This window comes from Kitasatospora sp. GAS204B (genome assembly GCF_029892155.1).
In the GTDB taxonomy this organism is placed as follows: Bacteria; Actinomycetota; Actinomycetes; order Streptomycetales; family Streptomycetaceae; genus Kitasatospora.
The window spans coordinates 163095-184832 of sequence record NZ_JARZAG010000015.1; the positions used below are offsets into that span (position 1 = coordinate 163095).

Consider the following 21738-nt stretch of genomic DNA (forward strand, 5'->3'; position numbering starts at 1 on the left):
GCGGACCGGCCCGTACCTGACCGCACCGCCGTGTCCCTGAGGACCCGGCAGGAGGGGAACCACATGCCCACCACCCGGATCCGTACCGCCGCCGCCACCCTCGCCGCGCTCGCGCTGGCCGGTGGCCTGACCGCGTGCAGCAGCTCGACGAAGTCGACCGGAAGCGCCGCCTCCTCGCCGTCCTCGTCCGGCCCGGCCGTCACCGGCACGGTCACCGTCTTCGCCGCCGCCTCGCTGCAGGACACCTTCACCACGCTCGGCAAGAGCTTCGAGGCCGCCCACCCCGGCACCACGGTGAAGTTCAACTTCGGCGGCAGCTCCACGCTGGCCCAGAGCATCAACTCCGGCGCCCCGGCCGACGTCTTCGCCGCCGCCTCGCCGGCCACCATGAAGACCGTCACCGACGCCAAGGGCACCGCCGACACGCCCACCGTCTTCGTCAGCAACACGCTGGAGATCGCGGTCGCCAAGGGCAACCCGAAGAACATCACCTCGCTCCAGTCCCTCGCCGCGCCCGGCATCAAGGTCGCGCTCTGCGCACCGCAGGTCCCGTGCGGCGCGGCCGCGCAGACCGCGCTCAAGGCGGGCAACGTGAACCTCACCCCGGTCACCCTGGAGCAGGACGTCACCAGCGCGCTGACCAAGGTCGAGCTCGGCGAGGTGGACGCCTCGATCGTCTACCAGACCGACGTCAAGTCCGCCGCCGGCAAGGTGGACGGCGTGAACTTCCCCGAGGCCGCCAAGGCGATCAACAACTACCCGATCGCCGACCTCGCCAAGGCCCCGAACCCGACCGGCGCCAAGGCCTTCGAGCAGTACGTCGAGTCTCCGGCGGGCATCGCGGTGCTGACCGCGGCCGGCTTCCAGCCCCCGACCGCCTCGTCCACCGCCCCGTCGCCCTCGGCCTCCTGAGGACCGCTCAGTGCGTAGCCGCGGCTCCCGGATCCCGATAGCACTGCTGCTGCCGGCCCTGCTCGGGCTGCTCTTCCTGCTGCTGCCGCTGGTGGGCCTGCTGGTCAAGGCCCCCTGGCGGTCGCTGCCCCAGGAGTTGTCCAGTCCCGCGGTCTGGCAGGCGCTGCGGCTGTCGCTGATCTGCGCCACCTCCGCCACGGCGGTCTCGCTGGTGCTCGGGGTGCCGCTGGCCTGGCTGCTGGCGCGCACCGACTTCCCCGGACGGCGGGTGATCCGCGCCCTGGTGACGCTGCCGCTGGTGCTGCCGCCGGTGGTCGGCGGCGTGGCGCTGCTGCTGGTGCTGGGCCGCAACGGGATCGTCGGCCGCTGGCTGGACTCCGCCTTCGGGATCACGCTGCCGTTCACCACGCCCGGGGTGGTGGTCGCCGAGGCCTTCGTCGCGATGCCGTTCCTGGTGATCAGCGTGGAGGGCGCGCTGCGGGCCGCCGATCCGCGGTTCGAGGAGGCGGCGGCCACCCTCGGCGCCTCCCGGCTGACCGCCTTCCGGCGGGTCACGCTGCCGCTGATCGCCCCAGGGGTGGCAGCCGGCTCGGTGCTCGCCTGGGCCCGCGCGCTCGGCGAGTTCGGCGCGACCATCACCTTCGCCGGGAACTTCCCCGGCACCACCCAGACCATGCCATTGGCGGTCTACCTGGCGCTGGAGACCGATCCCGAAGCGGCGATCGCGCTCAGCCTGGTGCTGCTCGCGGTCTCGATCGCGGTCCTGGTGGGACTGCGCGAACGGTGGATGAGCGCACCGTGACGGATCGTCAGACTGCCGCCCTGGACGCCCACTTGCGCGTCGAGCGGCCCGGCTTCACGCTCGACCTGGCGCTGCGCGCCGCCGCCGGCGAGGTGATCGCACTGCTCGGCCCGAACGGTGCGGGCAAGTCGACGGCGCTGCGCGCGCTGGCCGGCCTGCTGCCGCTCAGCGGCGGGCACCTGCGGCTGGACGGGCAGACGCTGGAGGAGCCGGCGGCCGGGCGGCACACGCCCGCCGAGCGGCGCCCGGTCGGCGTGGTGTTCCAGGACTACCTGCTCTTCCCGCACCTCAGCGCGCTGGACAACGTCGGCTTCGGGCTGCGCTGCCAGGGCCGCTCGAAGAAGGAGTCGCGGGCCGCCGCGAGCGGCTGGCTGGACCGGATGGGCCTGGCCGACCACGCAGCCGCCCGCCCGGCCAAGCTCTCCGGCGGGCAGGCGCAGCGGGTGGCGCTGGCCCGGGCGCTGGCGGTGCGGCCCCGGCTGCTGCTGCTGGACGAGCCACTGGCCGCCCTCGACGCCCGCACCCGGCTCGACGTCCGCTCCCAACTGCGGCGGCACCTGGCCGAGTTCGAGGCGGTCGCGGTGCTGGTCACGCACGACCCGCTGGACGCGATGGTGCTGGCCGACCGGCTGGTGGTGATCGAGGACGGCGCCGAGGTGCAGTCCGGCACTCCCGCCGAGATCGCCCGCCGGCCGCGCACCGACTACATCGCCCGGCTGGTCGGCCTGAACCTCTATCAGGGCACCGGCGAGGGCCACCTGGTGAGGCTGGCGGACGGCACGGTGCTGGCGACGGCCGAGGAGGTGTCCGGGCCCGCCTTCGTGGCGTTCGCGCCCGCCGCCGTGACCCTCTACCGGGAGCGGCCCACCACCAGCGCCCGCAACGTGTGGGAGCTCACGGTGACCGGGCTCGACCTGCACGGCGACCAGGTGCGGGCCGAGTTGACCGGCGCGCTGACGCTGGCCGCCGACCTGACCCCGGTGGCCGCCGCCGAACTCGACCTGAGCCCGGGCGCGCTGGTCTGGGCCTCGGTCAAGGCGGCGCAGACCCACGCGTATCCGGCCTGAGCAGCGCTTCGCTCCGGGCTCAGCTCGCCGAAGTCGGGTTCACTCCTCGCCGATGCCCACGTCCGCCACCGGCGCGCCCGCACCTTCGCCTACGAGTTCGCCTGCGCTCGACCGCCGTCGGCGGCGCGCTCGGCGCCTGCCGCTGCGTGGAACTGCCGTTCGTCTTCCACCACACCGACCTGCCCGCCCTGAATGGCGACACCGCCCCGCTCGGTCCCCATCGACCGCCGGCCGACGTGTCGGACTGCACGCACGTTGCCTGGGCCGCGTTCATCCGCGACGGCGACCCGGGTCGGACTCCGTACGACCTCGCAGTTCGACGTCCTGAGCTTGTTCTTCCCGGGGGCCGTCCTCCTCGGGTGGGGCCTCCGGTGTGCGTTCGCGCAGGAGCTGGAGGAACGCGCGAGCCGCCGGTGAGGCTGTGGAGGCGACCCAGACCGCACGCACTGTCCGCGGAGGCACGCCCGTCGCAGCCACCGCAGTCACCGCAGGCATGCGTGCGGCGGTAGCGGCGGGGACCAATCCGATGCCGAGGCCGCGCCCCACGAGCTGTTCCAGCAGCGCCATGGTGTCGGCCTCGAAGGCGACGGTGCGGGTGGCGCCGGCCGCCGCGAACGCCGCGTCGTTGTGCCGGCGGATGCCGGAGCCGGGTGGCATGTCGACCATGTCCTCCTCGGCCAGCCGGGCCGGTGTGACGCGCGCCGCCCCGGCCAGCCGATGCCCGTGCGGGACGATGGCGACCAAGTCCTCGTGTGCGAGCACCCGCCCGGCCAATCCGGCCGGGGGCCCCTCCGGGCGGGTGTCGACGAACGCGAGGTCGCAGGCCTGCTCGCGCACCTCTTGCAGCAAGTCCCGGACCAGCCTGGCGCGCAGCGTGACGCGCACGGCCGGATGCCGGTCCCGGTAGGCGGCGAGTAGGTCGGGCAGATCCACCGCGGTGAGCGGGGTGATGGTGCCGATGCTCAGCTGGCCGCGTACCTCGCTGCCGACTGCGGCCACCTCGCAGCGGGCCCGCTCGATCGCGGCCAAGGCCTCACGGGCCGGGCCGAGGAACGCCTCGCCGGCCGCGGTGATGCGCACCTGGCGGCTGGTGCGTTCGAACAGCCGGGTGCCCAACTCACTCTCCAACCGGGCGATCTGATGGCTGAGGGCGGACTGGACCACGAAGCAGCGGTGAGCGGCGCGGGTGAAGCTGCCGGTCTCGGCGACAGCGACGGCGTAGGCGAGCTGGCGGAGTTCCATCCATCCATCGTGTTCCGCGATCGCTGGGATGACAACCATCTGTTGGATTCATCCGGACTGGCCGGAGAGCATGAACGCAGTCCGGACCGACGGGCGCCGCGCGCCCTGTGACGCGGTCCGCGGACGGAGAACTCACGGAAGGAAACGGACATGGCCTCTTCCTCGGCTTCCTCCGCCGCGCAATCCACCACAGGCGCTCCCGGGCCCCGTGCGGGCGGTGCCAGCCCCGACGATCCGGGTCGTGGCACGGTCGTGCTGATGTCTGCGGCCGTCGGGCTGTGCGTGGCGAGCAATTACTACGCCCAGCCTCTGCTGGACACCATTGCCCGCGACCTGCGGCTGTCCGCCGCCTCCGCCGCGCTGGTGGTGACGGTCGCCCAGGTCGGCTACGCACTGGGGTTGATCCTGGTACTGCCGCTGGGCGACCTCATGGAACGGCGTCGGCTGGTCAGCGGCCTGACCCTGGCCACAGCATGCTCCCTTGCGCTGACCGCGGTCGCCCCCAACACAGGTCTGCTGCTGGCCGGCACCGCGCTGACCGGTCTGCTGTCGGTGACCGCGCAGGTCCTGGTGCCGTTCGCCGCCGATCTGGCCACCCCTCATCGGCGCGGTCAGGTCGTGGGAACGGTCATGAGCGGACTGGTGCTGGGCATGCTGCTGGCCCGAACCGCATCCGGTGCCCTGGCCGCGGTCGGCGGCTGGCGCACGGTGTACTGGGCCGCGGCGGCTGCGATGGCCGTCCTGGCCGCCACCCTGCACCGGGCGCTGCCCCAGTACCGGGGATCCGCCGGTCTGCGCTACGGACCGTTGCTGCGCTCCACCGCGCGCCTCCTGGTCGACGAACCGGTGCTGCGGGCCCGGGCGTTGCTCGGCCTGCTGGCCTTCGCCTGCTTCAGCGCGCTGTGGACGTCACTGGCCTTTCTGCTCTCCGGCCCCGGTTACGACTGGTCGGACAGCGAGATCGGACTGCTCGGGCTGGCCGGTGCCGCCGGTGCGATCGCCGCCCAGCTCGCCGGGCGCCTGGCGGACCGCGGACGCACCACGCTGACCACGATGGTCAGCGCGCTGCTCCTGCTCGGTTCCTGGGGTCTGCTGGCCCTGGGAGCGCATCAGGTGGCGGCGCTGATCGCAGGCATCGTGCTGCTGGACCTGGCTCACCAGGGCGTGCACATCACCAACCAGTCGCTGATCTACGCGCTGCGCCCGGACGCACGCGGACGCATCACCTCGGCCTACATGACGTGTTACTTCGTGGGCGGGGCGATCGGCTCAGCGCTGGCTGGCGTGGTCCACGCCCACGCCGGTTGGAACGGGGTCTGCGTGCTGGGTGCCGCGCTCGCCCTGCTGTTGTGCTTGGCGGCGGCCAGCACCGCCCCCGGCTTCCGGAGCTGGTGGCGTGGGCAGACCCGGCTGCGGGAACTGTGAACCGTGGCGAGCGCAGGTGTCCTGGCCGCCGCTGTGCTCACGCTCATCGCCCTGGCGATGCGCCTGGCCCGGTGACACCGGCGGGGCCCGGCAACCCGGCGGACACGGCCTGTCCCGCGCCCACTCCGAGACCGCGCACCCGCCCCGCGCGAGGACGGTGGGCTCGACTTGGCTTGCTGCGTGTGCCTCGGTCCATTGCTGCCTCTCTCACGGTGTCCGTGTTCAGCATCGCGCGTCAGGCTGCGGTTGCTTCCTCGTGTTCGACGAGGACGCCGGCCTCGAACCTGGAACCCTCGGCATTCACTACGCTGAGCGCGGGCCTACTCGGAGACCTCACGCTTCCCGCTCTTATCGTGTTGGTACTTGCCATCGCATCAGTGGTTATGGTCGTGGTCGGCTTGTCCATGAAGCGACGGCAGCGCAAGGAACGCGAGTTGCTGATGCAGCAACACCACGAGTACCCGGCGCAGCCTCCGACGCCCTTTGACCAACCTCGGCCGCCGCAACAGAACCCGTACCAGTAGGCGGACCGCACGGTGCCACAGTGCCGGATCGACTATCGAGCCGGCGGGGCGCCATTACGGACCGTCACCCGGGCTGCCCGCTCCGCCTTCGGCGGCGGACGGCCCGGAGCACGCGAAGCCCGGCCGTGTCGGGCCTGCCCTCTGGACACCCTCGGGCGCGCACACGCAGCTGTGCCTCAAAGTGGCGGGGTCCTGCCCAGGCGCTCGTGCAGCGAAGTGAAGCTACCCCCGCAGGTACGCAAGGGCTCTGACAGAAATCGGTGGCAGGGGTTCTTGAGCGCCCCCGATTCGTACCAGCCGTCCCCCACGTCCGTGCCGGAGCAGGCACCGCTGGTGTCCCGCTGAAGAGTGAACCGCGGAGAAACGGCACGAATCCGTCCATGGGAGCGGTACGTTGGTGTCCCGTCACAGACCCTTTGAGGAGAACCGGCGGCGTGACCAGCGAGCAGGATGCCATCAACACGGCCGTGGACGCGGTCGTCTCCGCAGTACGGGCCGGTGACACCGCCGCTCTGTACGAGGCCGTGATGCCACCGGCTGGCGTGAGAACGCCTCCCGACGAGGCCGCCAGGTGGTTCGGCCTGCTCCTGATCCACCTGGCGCTTGCCGCCTCGGCGGCCTGCGAGTTGGAACGGGGCTGTTCCCGGGAGGCCCTCTCGCGCTGGATCGCGGATGTGCTGGGCCCGCCCCCCACCCCCGCGCTGATCCGCGGTGCGGACCCCACCCACATCGACCACGTCGCGGCCGCCACTGCTGCGGCCGACCACGCCCGGTACGTCGCCTACACCATCGACCTGATGGGAGTGGGCCTTGCCGCGCCGGGCGAGGACGTGGACACGCGGATCGTCGACGCCCACCAGGCAGCGACGAACGACAAGACGGCACGCATCAACGTGATCGCGCTGCTCGCCAGCCTCGCCGCCGCGCCCTCCCGGAAAGGATGAGCCCGGGCGGCACCTTCGCTGTCGACGGCCGGCTCCTGACACGGCTTCACAGCCACACACGATCGGTATGCCACCTGTCCCGGGCCGGGCGAGGCCAAACCGAGTGCCGTCACTCGCGCTCGGGCGCCCCTGTTTCTACCGCCGCGAAGGGCCCGGCAAGACCCTCAGCAGTGTGACGACAGGGCGCACGTTGCTTCCCACCGAGCTGCAGGAGCTCCAGCTCACCCACCTGTCGTCCGTCACCGGGGTGGAGTCGAACTGGTCTCCGAGCGGCAGGGGCGCTCGCTGATCATCACCAGCAACCGGGCTCCCAGCGACTGGCACCCCCACCTCCCCAACCCCGTTGCGCAGTGTCGTTGGCGGGGCGTGTACTGGTGCCCGACCGGCTGCGACCTGGAGGTGCCGATGGCCCGCCTGACCGGCTCGACACCTACTGCCACCGAATGAACTCCGGAGAACTGATCAGGAATTGCCGACCCGCTGATTCCGCCGCCCCGAGGAAACCTGCGGCCACCTCAGTCTTCCTGTTCACAGGCGCGCGAAGCCGTGCCACCTTGCAAGACGGCACGGCTGGGGCAATTCGCGTACTACCGGCGGACCGGGCCAGGAATTGCCCGCGCGACCGCTGATTGTGCGTTCGGATTTCCGGCCGACTCACCGGCGAAAAACCGGCTGCGATCGGGCGATGATTACTGGGTGGTCGTCCACTGCTGGTTGGTCTTGCCGGTACCGCACGTCCACTGCACGACCTGCGCGCCGTCGTCGGTCGAAGAGCCGGTCACGTCCAGGCACTTGCCGCTGTTGACGGAGACCAGCTGGACGGCCTTGGAGCCCACCACCGGCTGCAGCAGCCACTGCTGGTTGGCCTTGCCCGTGCCGCAGGCCCACTGCAGTACCTGCGCGCCATCGGCGGTCGAAGCCCCCGTCACATCCAGACACTTACCGCTGTTGACGGAGACCAGCTGGACGGCGCTGGATCCGGCCACCGGCTGCAGCAGCCACTGCTGGTTGGCCTTGCCGGTGCCGCACGTCCACTGGTCGACCAGGGCTCCGTCAGCGGTCGAAGCGCCGGTCACGTCAAGGCACTTGCCGCTGTTGAGGTTGGTGACGGTGGTGGCCGTCGGGCCCGCGAGGGGTGTGATGGCGACGTTGGCGAAGTCGGCGTGCTGGAAGCCGCCCACGCCCAGGCCGATCTGGCCGACCAGGTGACTGTTGTCCGTGACCGAGGCGACCTGCACGTGGTCGACGGACGCGGTGATCGAGTCGCCGGTCATCGCGAGCGTGAGGTTGTGCCAGGTCCCGGCGCCTGCTCCGGAGTAGCTCCCGCCGGCCAGGACGGTGTCGGTGCTGGAGCGGTCCTCGGTGAACAGTGTCCAGGTGCCGGTGTCGTCGATCTTCAGGTGGTAGGCGGAGCGGTCGTGGTCGACGTGGTCGATCCGTCCGAGCAGTTCGGCGGAGCTGCCGGACTGTTCGAGGTTCACGTCCGTACTGGCCTGGTAGTTGTTCCACCTCGGGTCGCCCAGCAGGGTGGCCGGGGTGTAGTTCATGTCCGAGTGCCAGGGCAGCGGGGCCTGGGTGATGACCTGGCGCAGGCACATCGGGGTGCCGGCCCCGGCCGGGCAGGGTGCGGTCTCGAAAGCGCCGGCCCAGTCGTGGAAGTACTTTGCGGTCGCGCCGCTCTGGTAGCCGCTCAGGTCGGCCTGGTAGGGCAGCGGGAAGGTCTGCCCGGCGGGTCCGGTGGCGGTGCCCTTGCCCTGGCCGGTGGTCGTGGTCACGGTGTAGAGGTAGCCCGGCTGCAGGGTCAGCGAGTACGAGCCGCGCTGCGGGGTGACGTCCTGGGTGTGGACGAACCACTGGGCCGAGTCGCTGCTGTTCATGTTGGTGGCCCAGACGTGCACCGCACCGGTCGAAAGACCGCCGGCGACCTTGACGTTGACGGTGGTCGCCGCGGAGGCGTCGGTGGTCTCGAAGACGGTGCTGTAGTCCTTGCCGGACTTGAGGGTGACGTAGCTGCCGTTGTGCGGATCGCCGCCCAGGCCGGTGCCGGGCAGGTAGCCGGTGGCGCCGTCCAGGTACTTCCAGCCCGGCTTGGCGAACTGCTCGGTGTGGGCCATCACCCAGATGTCTCGGCCCACCTGGTAGTTGCCCGACCAGGGCTGGTCGGCGGCCATCAGGCCGGCGCCCGCGAAGGGCAGGTTCGAGGGCCAGGAGCTGACCAGCGCCCACTTGATGTCCGCGGTCATCCTGGCGTCGACGTACTCGCGGTTGATGTTGCGGGACAGGGCCGAGGGGTCGGAGCCGTAACTGTCGTTGTCGTCCTCGGAGGCCCAGAGCGGCTTGTCGAGCCCGATCGCGGTGGTGGAGCCGGGGCAGCCGGTGTAGGCCGGGGTCGAGTGCCAGCAGGTGCCGTGCAGTCCGACGACCCCGACGGCCTTGTCGAAGGCGCTGTCGGTGGCCATGTCGGAGGCGACCGACCAGTTCGCGTCGTCGTTGTCGGCGGCCACCAGCGTGGTTCCGGTGTAGCCGTGGCTGTCGAGGGAGGTGCGCAGGTTCTCGTACCAGGTCTTGTTGTAGCCGCTCTCGTTCCAGCCGCCCAGGTAGCCGATGTTCAGCCCGTGGCTCTTCGCGCAGCCGAGCCAGGACTGGATGTAGGTGATGTTGTCCGGGGACCAGATGCCGCCGTTCAACCAGCCAGGGGCGGCCCACTCCAGGCCGTAGAACCTGATGCCGGGGTTGCGGGCCTTGGCCTGCGCCATGAGCCACCACTCGTAGCCGCGGTTGCAGTCGACCTCGGTGGGGGTGCGCATGTGGCTGGGCTCGGGGCCGTCGCTGGAGTTGGCGTCGCCGCCGATCTCCACCTTCAGCATCTGCAGCGAGGCTCCGTAGCCGGGCTTGAAGAGGTAGTCCAGAATCTGGCTGCGCTGCGGCTCGGGGTAGTCGACCAGCAGCCGCGAGGTGGCCCCGCCGCCGCTGATCGCCCCGAGGCCGTCGAAGGTCCGGCCGGTCGAGGTGCCGTCGATCGTGATGTTCTGCGAAGTCGCGGGCGCGGCGGCGGTCGTCGCCGGCGTGTCGACCGTGGGGGCGGCCGGCGCCGGGGTGGCGGTGAAGGCGGTGGCGAGGCCCAGGATCAGTGCCGCCAGCAGGGTCGCGCTTCGCGGCGCGAGGAGGAGTCTACGCACGGAGGTGCTCCGAATACCTGAGGGTGCGGGTGGGTTGTGGCACTGCGACGCGCGCGGGCCTGGCGGGCGGTTCGGGCCCGCCCGCCCGGCCGGCGCGCGGACGTTACGGCAGCGTCCACCGCTGGTTGGCGCCGCCGTTGCAGTCCCAGATCTCCAGCTGGGTGCCGTTGGTGAGGGAAGCGGCCGGATCGTCCAGGCAGCGGCCGGACTGGGCGCCCTTCAGGGTGCCGTCCGCCTGCGGCGTCCACTGCTGGTTCGCGCCGCCGTTGCACTCCCAGAGCTCCGCCAGGCTGCCGTTGGCCGTGCCCTGGCCGGTGACGTCGAGGCACTTGCCGCCGTGGGTCAGGGTGCCGTTCTCCCAGGTCCACGCCTGCGAGTCACCGCCGTTGCAGTCCCAGAGCTGCACGGCGGTGCCGTTGACGGTGGAATCGCCGTTGGCGTCCAGGCACTTGCCGGGCAGGGCGGAGGCGACCGCGCCGGTCTGGGTGCCGGGTGTGCCGGGGGTGAGGGCGAAGTCGTCGAACTGGTCGGTCTGGTAGGCGGTCACGCCGAGGCCGGCCTGGCCGTTGGTGAAGCTGGCGTCGATGGAGCTGCCGACCACGACCCCGTCCACCGTGGCGGACAGGGTGGTGCCCTGCATGGTGAGACTGACGGTGTGCCAGCTGGCGGTGCCCAGCGCCTTGGCGGTGGTGCCGCTGGCGAGGGTGGTGAAGTTCCAGCTGGTGTCGCTCTTGTCGATGGACCAGGCGCCGGTGTCACTGACCCGCAGGTGGTAGGCGTTCAGGCCGTTGTTGTTGCGGCCCTGCTGGTTGACCCGCCCGAGCAGTTCGATGGTGCCCGGCTGCTCGAACATGGTGTCGGCGCTGACCGTGTAGTTGCTCCAACTGCCGTCACCCATGACGGTGTACGGGGCGTCGTAGGGCTCGTCGGTCCAGCGGATCGGCGTGGTCGGGGTCATCTGGCGCAGGCAGCTGCCGGTGCGGCCGCCGCCGCAGGGGACGGTCTGGAAGGCACCGTTCATGTCGGTGAAGTACTTGGGCGAGGTGGTGGTGGCCGGCGTCTCGAAGTCGTCCCTGTATGGGAGTTGGAGCGCGGCGGGGGCCGGCGGGGTGGCGGTGCCCTTGCCCTGGCCGGTGGTGGTGGTCACGGTGTACACGTAGCCGGGCCGGAGGGTGAGCGTGTACTTGCCGCCGCTGGGGGTGACGTCCTGCTGGTGGACGAACCAGGCGGCGGGGTCGGTGGAGTTGAGGTCGGTGGCCCAGACGTGCACCTTGCCGGTGGACAGGCCGCCGGAGACGGTGAAGTTCGCGGTCTGCGCGGTGGTGGCGTCCATGGTCTCGATGACCGTGCTGTAGTCCTTGGTGGTGGGCGACTTGAGCGTCACGTAGCTGCCGTTGCCGCGGTTTCCGCCGAGGTAGCCGCTGGCCGAGTCGATGTAGTGCCAGCCGGGCTGGGCGAACTGGGTGGTGTGCGCGGTGACCCAAGTGGTCTTGCCGATCGCGTAGTTGCCGGACCAGGGCTGGTCGGCGATCGACATACCGTCGCCGGAGAAGTAGAGGTTGGGGTAGAGCGCGGCGATGACCGGCCAGTTGATATACGAGGTCATCCTGCCGTCGAGGTAGTCCCGGTTGATCGCCCGGGCCACCGCCGGGGCGCCGCCGTTCGCGTCCTCGGAACCGTTCTCACTGGCCCACAGCGGCTTGCCGAGCGACTGCGCGTTCGCGGTGCTCGGGCAGGAGGAAAAGGAGCCGAGGTAGCCGCAGGGGTAGTGGACCCCGACGACGTCCACGGCCTTCTTGAACGCCGGATCCGTGGCCATGTCGTCCGCCACCGACCAGTCGCTGTCCGCGGCGACCACCTTGGTTCCGGAGTAACCATGCTTGATGAGCGCCGACTTGAGGTTCTCGTACCAGGTCTTGTCGTAACCGCGCTCGTTCCAGCCGCCCAGATAGGACACGTTCAGGTGGTGCTGCGCGGCGCAACCCATCCAGGACATCAGGTAGTCGATGGTGTCCTGGGACCAGAAGTTGCCGCCGCCGATCCAGCCCGGTGCACCCCAGGACAGGCCGTAGAACTTGATATTCGGGTTACGGGCCTGGGCCTGCTCGGCCAGCCACCACTCGTAACCCTGATTGCAGTCGACGGTGCCCATGGTGTGCTCGATGCTCGGCTCGGCGCCGTCGGTCGAGTTGGTGTCACCGCCGATCTCCAGCTTCAGGACCTGCAGCGAGGCTCCGTAGCCGGGTTTGAAGAGGTAGTCGAGCAGCTGGCTACGCTGCGGCTCCGGATAGTCGACCAGCAGACGGGAGTTGCCACCGCCGCCCGAGATGGCGCCGACACCGTCGAAGGTCAGACCGGGCTTGATGCCGCTGAGCGCCACGGCCGTGGCGGGGGCAGGGGCGGCCGCGGCGGGGACGGGGGCGGCGGCTTCGGCGGCAGCCGGCGTGCCGAGGGCGGTGCAGCCGAGAAGGAGCAGGGCTGCACCGAAGGCTGTACGGAGTCTTGCGGGCATGACGCTGCGACCCATGGGGGGACTCCAGGGGTGAGGGTGGGGGATTGGGTTCAGACCTGCTCAATATGAAGGCTAACTGAGCAAGAGTCAACAAGTTCAAACAAATACGGTCGCGTACGCGCATCCGACCATCCGCGGCGACCGGCACACCCTCACCAAGGCATCCACCAGCAGAAGTTGACGGAAAGTCGAGGGAGGCGCCCGTCGATGACCACAGCAGCTGCCGAGCGATGTCTAGACAATTGCTGATGCCGAGCACCACTCTCGGCCCCGTTCGAACAAAGACCGTTTCGTGCCATTTGACATTTTACTAATTGGACGTCCTGGAGCCCTCGCCGATCAGACTGACTGCAGCCTCGACGATGAGCCACTCATGCTGCCCCGACCTGTCCTGCCTCGGCCCGGCGGATGGTGGCCCTGCCGGTGGGGTCTGCGCTCTGGGCGGTTGGATGACGGTGACAACGGGAGTGGCCCTGAACCCACCGTTCTGTCGAGCCTGGTGGCAGCCCGGGCGGGCGACACCCCCGCGCGTCGGTCCTGCTCGGCCGCGAGCGTGGTGAAAGGGTACGAGCACACCCGGAGACGCGCTTTCCACGGTGGCGCGCCCGCCGCGTTCATCGAGGCGCGGCCCCGGCGGACCACCGTGGACGAGCGGTGGCCCGGGCGCGCAGCCGTGTCACGACGTGACCGAGGTGCCCTGGCAAAGGGGCGCACTGGCGCGGCCGGCGCCGGTGCAGGGGCGCCGTGGGCGGACCCGATCGAACGAGGGAGCCTTCCTATGAGTGCCTACCCGGCGATTGCCGATCACGGAATGCCCGGCGATTTCCAGAGTGCCGCGCTGATGTCCTCCGACGGGACCATCGACTGGTGGTGCGCGCCGCGGTTCGACTCTCCCAGCGTGTTCGCCTCGCTGCTCGACAGCGAACGCGGTGGCTACTGCCGGCTGTCCGCCCACCTGCCGGGCGGGCAGGAGCCGGTCGTGGTCGCCGCGGCCATCGCCCTCGACGAGCAACTCGACAGGGCCGAGCGCGGTGACGCCGATGTCTGACGCCACCCCGGTCCCACGCACACCCGCCGCCGGTCGGCGGATCATCGCCCCGCTCGCCCTCGCCCAGTTCATCTGCAGCTTCGCCGGCTCCAACATGAACGTGATGATCAACGACATCAGCGAGGACCTCGACACCACCGTGCAGGGCGTGCAGGTGGCGATCACCGTCTTCCTGCTGGTGATGGCCGCCCTGATGATCCCCGGCGGCAAACTGACCGACCGCTACGGCCGCAAGCGGTGCCTGCTCACCGGCCTCATCGTCTACGGCGTCGGCGCACTGCTCAGCGCCGCAGCACCGGGCCTGGGCGTCCTCATCCTCGGCAACTCCATCCTCGAAGGCGTCGGCACCGCCCTGCTCATCCCACCCGTCTACATCCTCACCACGCTGCTCTTCACCGACCTGACCTCACGCGCCCGCTCCTTCGGCACGATCATGGCGCTCGGCGGCATCGGCGCGGCGGCCGGCCCGCTGCTCGGCGGACTCATCACCTCGGCCCTCAGCTGGCGCGCCGCCTTCGTCTTCCAGGCCCTGGTCATCGTCGTGATCATCATCCTCAGCCGCCGGATCCAGGACCCCCTGCCGCCGGACCCGACCCGCCCCTTCGACACCGTCGGCACCGTCCTGTCCGCCCTCGGACTCGTCCTCGTCGTCACCGGCATCCTGGCCGCGGACAACAACGTCTGGCTGATGCTGGCCCTGCTCGTCCTCGGCGCGCTCCTCCTGACCGGCTTCTTCCTCTGGGTCCGCGCCCGGGAACGAGCCGGCAAGGAGCCGCTGCTGTCCACCAGCCTGTTCCGCAGCCGCGTCTCCAACCTCGGGCTCGTCACCCAGAACACCCAGTGGCTGCTCCTGATGGGCGTGTCCTTCACCGTCGCCTCCTACCTGCAGGTCGTGCGCGGATACGACGCGATCCAGACCGGCGTGATCTTCACCGCCGCCACCCTCGGCATCCTCACCACCTCCCTGGCCGCCGAACGCCTCGCGAAGCGGCACGCCCAACGCACCCTCATCCTGACGGGATTCGCCACCTCGATCACCGGGATCATCGTCCTCATCCTCATCGTCGCCGGCTCGCCCAGCCCCTGGGCCTTCGCCCCCGGACTGCTCCTGATCGGCCTGGGCCTGGGCGTGATGCTCACCCCCTCGGTCAACATCGTCCAGTCGAGCTTCACCGAGGAACGCCAGGGCGAGATCTCCGGCCTGTCCCGCAGCGTGTCGAACCTCGGGTCCTCACTCGGCACCGCCATCGCCGGCACCATCCTCGTCGCCGGCCTCACCAGCCACGCCTACGCCGCTGCCATGATCACCCTGGCAGCCGTCGGACTCATCGGCCTCACCGCCACCGTCTTCCTGCCACACACCCCCGCACCCTAGACGCCGCCACATCCGGTCGCGTTTCTCCGAGTCCGCGAGCACTGTCGACTGACCCGTGAGGGGCCGTCGAGCCCCGTCGGCCTGGAACCCACCAACACGGGATCCGGCTGCCTGACGGGCTGACCACGTCCTTTTCGCGGGACTGTCTGAGATCTTGTATGCGACCTGGTGATCCAGGGCAGGCCGGAGCTGCGAGTCCGGCCGGAGAGGATCACGAGGGTCCGAGAGTGAACTGACGGAGCGGAAGATCTCCGGGGAGATCGAGCGGGCGCCCGCGCAGGGCCTGGATGTCCGTCTGGGTCGGGAGTTGATCGAGCGGGCCAGGGCCGAGGGCGTGTCGCTGACCGGCGAGGATGGCCCGCTGGCCTCGATCACCCGGCAGGTCCTGCAGGCCGCGCTGGAGGCCGAGATGAGCGATCACCTCGGCTACGAGAAGGGTGAGCCGGGCGGAGCCGGTTCGGGCAACCACCGCAACGGCGCCTCCCGCAAGAGGGTGCTCACCGAGATCGGCGCGGTCGAGCTCGCAGTTCCCAGAGACCGGGCCGGCACGTTCGAGCCGCAGATCGTGCCCAAGCACTCCCGCCGGTCGGTGTCGCCCACCCAGGCCGGCCAGCGCCGGCGGTGGCCGGTAGGGTCGGGCGCCATGACCGACTGGACCGGGGTGCGTGATCGGATTCTGGCACTTGCCGCAGTGCCGGGCAGCGACAAGGTGTTCGGGGCGAGGGCCCACGGCTTTGCGCTCGATGACCCTCTGGCTGCCGCCGAGGTGGCCAACCTCGAGGCGTGGCTGGATGTTGATCTGCCCAAGGACTATCGCTCGTTCCTGCTGCATGTCGGAGCTGGCGGGGCTGGTCCGGCTTACGGCATTCTCCCGGTGCGGCGCGATGGTTCTGCAGGCTGGCACTGGGTCGGAGAGCTCCTTGAGGAGGTCGAGCCGGGCATGTTCGCCGAGCTGTTTCCAGGAGGGACGGACCCGGTGGCAACGGTTGAGATCCTGGCTGAGCGGCCGTTGCGGGAGGACTTCGACGACCTCGCCGATCTCGACGCGGCCTTTGAGGTGTGGGAGGAGCGTCTGGGCGAGGTGCAGTACGATCCGCGCCGGACAGCCGGGGCGCTTTGCCTGTGTGATGAGGGCTGCGGGATGGTGGTCTGGCTGGTCGTCACTGGATCGGAACGCGGCCGAATGTGGCGTGACGATCGCTGCAACGGCATGGATCTTCATCCGATGCACGACGCCGACGGCTTCCCACTGGACTTCGCCAGTTGGTACCTCGGGTGGCTCACAGCCGCCGAGACTGCCTGCGGCCCCGACTGATAACAGGAAGTCCGCTGCTGATCTTGGAAACCCGCGGCTCTACGCCTGTCGCCCGGTTGGGGGATCTCCGGCCCGTACGCGCATGGAGAGAGGGCATCCTGCACAGCTCGTGGGTGTCGAAGTCCACGCGCAGCAGGAGGCTCTGTGCCGCAGTCTTCCGTACCACCCTCGCAAGCGTCCAACTCGGCTGCCTGGCAGTGTGATTGTCTCGCGCACGTGTACGGGAACGCGGCCAAATCACGGGGAACGTGTGCGACGCTACCCGTCGGACATGGCCGACGCTGAATGGGCAGCGGCCCGACCGCTGCTGCCGGTGCCGCGATGGCTACGCGGGCGGGGCGGCCAGCCCGAAGGGTACTGCCATCGCGCGATACTGGACGCGATTCGCTACCTCGTCGACAACGGCGTCAAGTGGCGGGCGATGCCCGTTCTAAAGGCTGTCTCGTAACTCCGTAGGCTGCGTGGCGCTGGTCTGGGTGTGCAGGTGCTGTCGGCGGAGCGTCGTGAGCTCATCGAGGTGCTCACCGGGCTACGCCCGGCCCAGTTCAGGCGCTTGGGTCCAGGCGGTGAAGTACCGCGGCGGCCGGGCACTGGACCCATCCAGGCCGGGCCGGCCGTGGGCGCTGTCCCTGCAGGACAGGGTGCTGCTGGTCGCGGTCCACTACCGGACGAACCTGACGATGCGCCAACTGGCACCGCTGTTCGGTGTCTCACCGACAGCTGCCCACCGGATCATCGATCGGCAGAAGGACGCCAACCGCTCCCACCGCCGAGTACGGGCACGGGTCGAACACGCCGCCGGAAGATCCTCCGCGCGTGCCGGCGTAGGGGCCCGGCCGTCTACTGGGCCGCCAGCCGCGTCGCCCGCATGCACAACCTCGCGCTCGCCGACTGAGGTCAGAACGCTCGGCCAGGCGCATGCCCCAATGCTGCCAGCCGAGTTACGAGACAGCCTTGAGTGCGTTATTGTCACACGGCTCGGGGCCCCGTGCGTTCTCCGCCACTGATCAGCGCGTGGAAAGCGACTGATCTTGGGGTTGCTGAGGGGCTAGCCGGACGAGCCCCCTCAGCAACCTCGCTCCGGCCTGCGTGGCTCAACACGTTGACTTGGCAGGGAAGTCATCAGCCCGGACCCGCTCCGCCATAGCCGGCCCGGACGACCCCGGCCGCTACTGAAGTTGAATTCGTGATGTCGGTCAGCTGCCCATGGTCAGACCAGTGCTGGCGAGGTAGCCGTCGACTGCCCGCCCTGGCACCGCCGCACGGAAAACCGGTGTCGCCGACAGCTGAGCCAGCCCTACCGTTCTGGCTCATGGATGACACCACCGCCCCGCCGCGGCTGACCCGGCTCACCTTCCACGGCCCGCTCTCCGAGGACCGGGCCGCCAGGATGATCCGCCGGCTCAGCGCCCAAGCCACCCCGGTCACCGTGCTCGACATCGGCTGCGGCTGGGGCGAGTTCATGCTCCGCCTCCTCGAGGCGACGCCCGGTGCGACCGGCGTCGGCATCGATCTCAATGAGGACGACCTCGCCCGCGGGCGCGCCAACGCTGAGGCCCGCGGGCTGGCCGAGCGCGTCCGCTTCGTCCAGGAGTCCGCCGTCGACACCGCCCATGGCCCCGCCGACCTCGTTCTCTGCTTCAGCGCCAGCCACGCACTCAGCGACGCCCAGCCACCTGAGCACACGACTGCCGCCCTGCGCGCTCTTCGCCGCCTGGTCACCCCGGGCGGCCGTGTCCTTCTCGGCGAGAGCTTCTGGCAACGCACGCCCACTCCAAGCGATTTGTCGGCCATGTGGCCCGATGCCTCCCCCGCTGAGTTCCACGACCTCCCCGATCTCGTCGACCTCGCCATCGCCGCGGGCTTTCGCCCCGCCTGGATCGAAACCGCGAACCTCGACGAATGGGACGACTTCGAGTCCGCCTACCAGTCCGACGTCGAGGAATGGCTTGCCGCCCACCCCGACCACCCCGTGGCGAAGGAGACCCGCAACCGTGTCGACCGCCACCGCGCCATGTGGCTCCGGGGCTATCGCGGCGTCATGGGCCTGGCCTACCTGACCCTCGTTCCCGTGAGCTGAGGGGCGAGCAGCCTCGGCTTCCCAGCGTGGTGGTCTACCGACCGATCGTTGAGGTTGTCGAGGTGCCGCACGTACTCACGCCGGTCCGGTCCCACCCGCGACGCGGACTCGACGCTGTAGGTGCCAAGAACCACGTCCGTGCTGGTCAGTTGACGTATGGACACTGTCGCGAGGCCGGCCGGTCGAGTGACAGCGGAGGTCTCGCTCGGTGTTTGCCAGCTGGTTCCGGTCGGTTCCAGGATGGTCCGGTGTTGCTGCGACTGCCCTACCTGGCCTTGACAAGTGTGTTCATCTTGATACGGCTCCTGCCGATGAGCGACCGCGACAAGGACGCCGCCTCCACCGTGTGGAACATTCTCAAGGAGCACGGCATCGACCCCGCACCCGAACGCGACCACACCACCTGGGCGCCGTTCCTCCGCTCCCAAGCCCACGCCATCCTCGCCGCCGACTTCTTCGAGACCAGGACACTGACCGGGGCGACTGTGACCGTCCTCGCGGTGATCGAGCATGCCACCCGGCGCGTGCGGGTCCTCGGCGCGACCGCCCACCCGACCGCGGCCTGGACGACCCAGCTCGCTCGGAACATGGTCATGGACCTTCAGGACACGGGCACCAGGGTGAAGTTCCTGATCCGGGACCGGGACGTCCGCTACCCAGCCGCTTTCGACGCCGTCCTGCGGGCCGAGGGCATCGAGGTCGTCCAGACCGGCATCCGAATGCCGCGGATGAACGCGATCATGGAGCGCTGGGTGCGGTCCTGCCGAACCGAGCTCCTCGACCGCACCCTCATCTGGAACCAGAACCACCTACTCCACGCGCTACGCGAGTACGAGCAGTTCTACAACACGCACAGACCCCACCGCAGCCTCGCCAGCGCCGCGCCCCTACACCCACTGCCCGAACCCGTCGCCGAACCCGACCGGGCTCACCCACCTCGACGTCCGCCGACGCGAGCGCCTCGGCGGCATTCTGCACGAATACCAACATGCAGCGTGACCAGCACGGACGTGGTTCTTGGCACCTACAACCTCGCGCTGGCGCCCCACCGCACCGCTGGGCAGCCATGACGCCGCCGCAGCGACGCGGGCCCGTGCCGGACCTGCCCTACGCGGGGCCGACGTGCGCCGCGATGACGCGCCATCCGCCGCGGGGCGTGTGGACCCAGGTGCGCGTGTAGCGCACGCGCGCGGTGAACTCCCGTCCCTCGAAGGTTCCGGCGAGCGTGCCGAGGAACCAGGTGACACCGGTCGGGCCCACGACCAGGACGGCAAGGTCCTCCTCGTCGACACGGGTGAGGCGCTGTCGGCCGCTCCGCTGGAGCTCCAGGTCGTCGTCCTTCGCGTACGTGCGCCCGTCCGGTCCGGTGAAGACCAGGCGGTCGTCGAGCAGGGCGTCAAGTGCGGTGACGTCGGCGGCAAGTTGCGCGGCCTGCAGACAGCGTTCGGCGGAGCGCAGGTCCTCGGTCGACGCACTGGCCTGATCGGTGTCCATGCCAGGCACAGTACCCGAGCCACCCGGGTGCGAGCCGCTGCTCGCGGCCCGCCCACCGTCGCCAGCAGGCTGCCGACCAGGACGGCAATGTTTCCGGCCACGCCGCCCTCGGCGGTGGAGGACTTCAGCTACCCCGGGGCGGCGCAGATCCTGGCCTCCCAGAACATCACCCTCAAGTCGGGTGACGGGCACATCCTGCTCACCGACTGCGCGTCAGGTGGGAACCTGGTGCAGCTGTACAGCCGGACGGCGACGACCACGCCCTGAAGGCCACCCTGAACACCGCGGGCACCGTCACCAGCGTCGACATCGCCAAGAACGCCTGGACCCCGGTCGGCGAAGGCACCTCCACCGGCGCCCACCACCCTGCTGGAGCTCAACGCCACCGGCGGCCCGGCCGCCACCGCCCCCACCAGCTCCGTTCCGGCCGTCGGCACCATCACCGTCGGCCAGCCCCGCCACCCCGGCTCGCGCTCCTGCACCGCCACCCTGGTCGCCCCGCAGTGGCTGCTCTCCGCGGCCAGCTGCTTCGCCGACAACCCCGCCGACCTCAGCACGGTGCCCTCGGGCGCGCCCAAGACCGCGACCACGGCCACCATAGGCAGCCACACCCTGGCCATCGCCGAGCTCGACCCCCGCACCGACCGCGACCTCGTGATGGCCCGGCTCGCCCAGCCCGTCACCGACGGGGCCCCGATCGCGGTGTCCAGTACCGCGCCGAGCGCGGCCGAGAGCCTCCAGGTCGTCGGCTTCGGCCGCACGAAGACCGAGTGGCTGCCCAGCAGTTCGCACAGCGCCGTCTTCACCACCGGCGCCGTGAACCCGACCAGCATCACCCTCTCCCCCGGCACCCCCGCGGACGTCACCGTCTGCCAGGGCGACGCCCGATCTGGTCGGCTCGGACGGACAGCCGATAACCTCCCTGGGCAAGGTCTACAAGAAGGTGCCCGTCAACGGAGTCGACACCGTCGGCATCGTGGACGCCGGCACCACGGTCCGGGTCCAGAGCAGGCTTGACCCGACCGACAAGAAGGGGTGGATCGTCGCCTCGATCTTCCCCCTGGCCAAATAGCGAGGAGGAGCCATGACGGAGCGATACCGCGAGCTGGACTTCGGTCTCAGCAACCTGATCAGGACCTTCCAGCAGGGCTGGCGGGAACGAGGGGGGAGCGACCTCGACCTGCTGAGGGCCTACGCCGTCGGCAACCCCCCGGAAGTGGTGCAGGCCCTGCTGGTCGACGCGCTCCGGCTGGCCGACTCGGCCGTGCCGACCTGGGCGATCGAGGCGCTCTGGTCGGCTGCCACCGACCGCTGTCACGACCTGGCGGCCGAGGGCTGGGAGGGCCGTGACTGGCTGCGGCAGATCGTCGAGCTCTGTCAGGAGCGGCTCCTGAAGGAGGACCCGACCTACCGGGCGAGCGTTCCACGGGACGCCTACGCCCACCTGACCGGGGCGGTGCTGGACGAGATCATGCTGGTCTCGACCGGCATGCTGGCGGGGGCGCTGCGCGCGAACTGGCACTACGTGCCCGGCGTCGTGCCCGCGCTCAACCTGGTGGCGACCCAGGTGTCGTGCGAACTCGCCTTCCGCCTGCTCCTGCTCGAACTCACGGCCTACGGGCCCGGGATCACCAGGGCCCAGTACGACCGGTACGTGGCGCTCGGCGCGAAGTTCGAGTACGGGGAGCTACTGGTGGAGGGTTACGAGCACCTGGTGGAGTAGCGGGGCGCGGATGCCCGCCGCTACTCCACCTTGCCCGACTCGAACTCGCCCGCCGGGGGCCACTGCTGCGCGAGGTCGAAGAACGAGGGCTCGTCG

General features: G+C 70.2%; 15 protein-coding genes and 4 pseudogenes. 15 read left to right on the forward strand and 4 right to left on the reverse strand.

Annotation, left to right across the window (positions count from 1 at the left end):
* Positions 1–63 precede the first annotated feature (63 nt).
* Genes modA through P3T41_RS21560 form a run of 3 tightly spaced genes read left to right on the forward strand, consistent with a single transcriptional unit; the run spans position 64 to position 2781 of the window.
* Positions 64–912, forward strand: a complete 849-nt coding sequence (modA, locus tag P3T41_RS21550) for a molybdate ABC transporter substrate-binding protein (RefSeq protein WP_280691619.1) — start codon at positions 64–66, stop codon at positions 910–912.
* Positions 913–922: 10 nt separating this feature from the next.
* Entirely contained in the window at positions 923–1714 is a 792-nt protein-coding gene (gene modB, locus P3T41_RS21555) for a molybdate ABC transporter permease subunit (protein ID WP_280691620.1), read from the forward strand.
* Positions 1711–2781, forward strand: coding sequence for an ABC transporter ATP-binding protein (locus P3T41_RS21560; RefSeq protein WP_280691621.1), 1071 nt, complete (start codon positions 1711–1713; stop codon positions 2779–2781). Before modB ends, P3T41_RS21560 begins: the two co-directional genes overlap by 4 nt.
* 270 nt (positions 2782–3051) lie before the next feature.
* Here the strand turns inward: P3T41_RS21560 and P3T41_RS21565 are convergent, their stop codons facing one another.
* A complete protein-coding gene (locus tag P3T41_RS21565) occupies positions 3052–4023 on the reverse strand; it encodes a LysR family transcriptional regulator (protein ID WP_280691622.1) in 972 nt (323 codons plus the stop codon).
* A 258-nt stretch (positions 4024–4281) separates the two neighbouring features.
* Here P3T41_RS21565 and P3T41_RS21570 point away from each other — a divergent pair, with 258 nt between their 5' ends.
* Together P3T41_RS21570 and P3T41_RS21575 are read left to right on the forward strand one after the other, a co-directional pair.
* Entirely contained in the window at positions 4282–5448 is a 1167-nt protein-coding gene (locus P3T41_RS21570; RefSeq protein WP_280691623.1) for an MFS transporter, read from the forward strand.
* 958 nt (positions 5449–6406) lie between these two features.
* Entirely contained in the window at positions 6407–6916 is a 510-nt protein-coding gene (locus P3T41_RS21575; protein ID WP_280691624.1) for a hypothetical protein, read from the forward strand.
* A gap of 689 nt (positions 6917–7605) precedes the next feature.
* On the opposite strand, the gene P3T41_RS21580 is transcribed toward P3T41_RS21575, so the two are convergent.
* Both P3T41_RS21580 and P3T41_RS21585 read right to left on the reverse strand, forming a co-directional pair.
* Complete coding sequence (locus tag P3T41_RS21580) at positions 7606–10095, reverse strand: RICIN domain-containing protein (protein WP_280691625.1); 2490 nt, start codon at positions 10093–10095, stop codon at positions 7606–7608.
* Between the two features lie 103 nt (positions 10096–10198).
* A complete protein-coding gene (locus P3T41_RS21585) occupies positions 10199–12622 on the reverse strand; it encodes a ricin-type beta-trefoil lectin domain protein (protein ID WP_280691626.1) in 2424 nt (807 codons plus the stop codon).
* Between the two features lie 763 nt (positions 12623–13385).
* Between P3T41_RS21585 and P3T41_RS21590 the strand changes: the two are divergent.
* The 7 genes and pseudogenes from P3T41_RS21590 to P3T41_RS21620 form a co-directional block, all read left to right on the forward strand.
* Positions 13386–13556: pseudogene (locus tag P3T41_RS21590) on the forward strand (trehalase-like domain-containing protein); the annotation flags it as partial.
* Between the two features lie 91 nt (positions 13557–13647).
* The gene (locus P3T41_RS21595) at positions 13648–15030 is read left to right on the forward strand and encodes an MFS transporter (protein ID WP_280691627.1); all 1383 of its coding nucleotides are present in this window, start codon (positions 13648–13650) and stop codon (positions 15028–15030) included.
* Between the two features lie 331 nt (positions 15031–15361).
* Positions 15362–15616, forward strand: a pseudogene (locus P3T41_RS21600) (transposase); the annotation flags it as partial.
* A 1000-nt stretch (positions 15617–16616) separates the two neighbouring features.
* Positions 16617–16793 (forward strand): transposase, encoded by a 177-nt coding sequence (locus P3T41_RS21605; RefSeq protein ID WP_280691628.1) that lies wholly within the window; start codon positions 16617–16619, stop codon positions 16791–16793.
* Between the two features lie 30 nt (positions 16794–16823).
* Positions 16824–17085, forward strand: a pseudogene (locus P3T41_RS21610) (transposase family protein); the annotation flags it as partial.
* Between the two features lie 572 nt (positions 17086–17657).
* A complete protein-coding gene (locus tag P3T41_RS21615) occupies positions 17658–18425 on the forward strand; it encodes a class I SAM-dependent methyltransferase (protein WP_280691629.1) in 768 nt (255 codons plus the stop codon).
* Positions 18426–18751: 326 nt separating this feature from the next.
* Positions 18752–19424: pseudogene (locus P3T41_RS21620) on the forward strand (integrase core domain-containing protein); the annotation flags it as partial.
* Positions 19425–19532: 108 nt separating this feature from the next.
* Here P3T41_RS21620 and P3T41_RS21625 read toward each other — a convergent pair.
* A complete protein-coding gene (locus P3T41_RS21625) occupies positions 19533–19919 on the reverse strand; it encodes a nuclear transport factor 2 family protein (protein ID WP_280691630.1) in 387 nt (128 codons plus the stop codon).
* Positions 19920–20006: 87 nt separating this feature from the next.
* On the opposite strand from P3T41_RS21625, the gene P3T41_RS21630 reads away from it, so the two are divergent.
* The 3 genes from P3T41_RS21630 (at position 20007) to P3T41_RS21640 (ending at position 21642) form a co-directional block, all read left to right on the forward strand.
* Complete coding sequence (locus tag P3T41_RS21630; protein WP_280691631.1) at positions 20007–20186, forward strand: hypothetical protein; 180 nt, start codon at positions 20007–20009, stop codon at positions 20184–20186.
* A 676-nt stretch (positions 20187–20862) separates the two neighbouring features.
* Complete coding sequence (locus P3T41_RS21635; protein WP_280691632.1) at positions 20863–20991, forward strand: hypothetical protein; 129 nt, start codon at positions 20863–20865, stop codon at positions 20989–20991.
* A 12-nt stretch (positions 20992–21003) separates the two neighbouring features.
* Positions 21004–21642, forward strand: a complete 639-nt coding sequence (locus P3T41_RS21640) for a hypothetical protein (RefSeq protein WP_280691633.1) — start codon at positions 21004–21006, stop codon at positions 21640–21642.
* Positions 21643–21738 lie beyond the last annotated feature (96 nt).

Coding starts and splice junctions, on each gene's coding strand:
- P3T41_RS21595 (WP_280691627.1), top strand. CDS start 13,648: ATGTCTGACGCCACCCCGGTCCCACGCACACCCGCCGCCGGTCGGCGG.
- P3T41_RS21565 (WP_280691622.1), bottom strand. CDS start 4,023: ATGGAACTCCGCCAGCTCGCCTACGCCGTCGCTGTCGCCGAGACCGGC.
- P3T41_RS21630 (WP_280691631.1), top strand. CDS start 20,007: ATGTTTCCGGCCACGCCGCCCTCGGCGGTGGAGGACTTCAGCTACCCC.
- P3T41_RS21570 (WP_280691623.1), top strand. CDS start 4,282: ATGTCTGCGGCCGTCGGGCTGTGCGTGGCGAGCAATTACTACGCCCAG.
- P3T41_RS21625 (WP_280691630.1), bottom strand. CDS start 19,919: ATGGACACCGATCAGGCCAGTGCGTCGACCGAGGACCTGCGCTCCGCC.
- P3T41_RS21640 (WP_280691633.1), top strand. CDS start 21,004: ATGACGGAGCGATACCGCGAGCTGGACTTCGGTCTCAGCAACCTGATC.
- P3T41_RS21605 (WP_280691628.1), top strand. CDS start 16,617: ATGGCCGACGCTGAATGGGCAGCGGCCCGACCGCTGCTGCCGGTGCCG.
- P3T41_RS21615 (WP_280691629.1), top strand. CDS start 17,658: ATGGATGACACCACCGCCCCGCCGCGGCTGACCCGGCTCACCTTCCAC.
- P3T41_RS21585 (WP_280691626.1), bottom strand. CDS start 12,622: ATGGGTCGCAGCGTCATGCCCGCAAGACTCCGTACAGCCTTCGGTGCA.
- modA (WP_280691619.1), top strand. CDS start 64: ATGCCCACCACCCGGATCCGTACCGCCGCCGCCACCCTCGCCGCGCTC.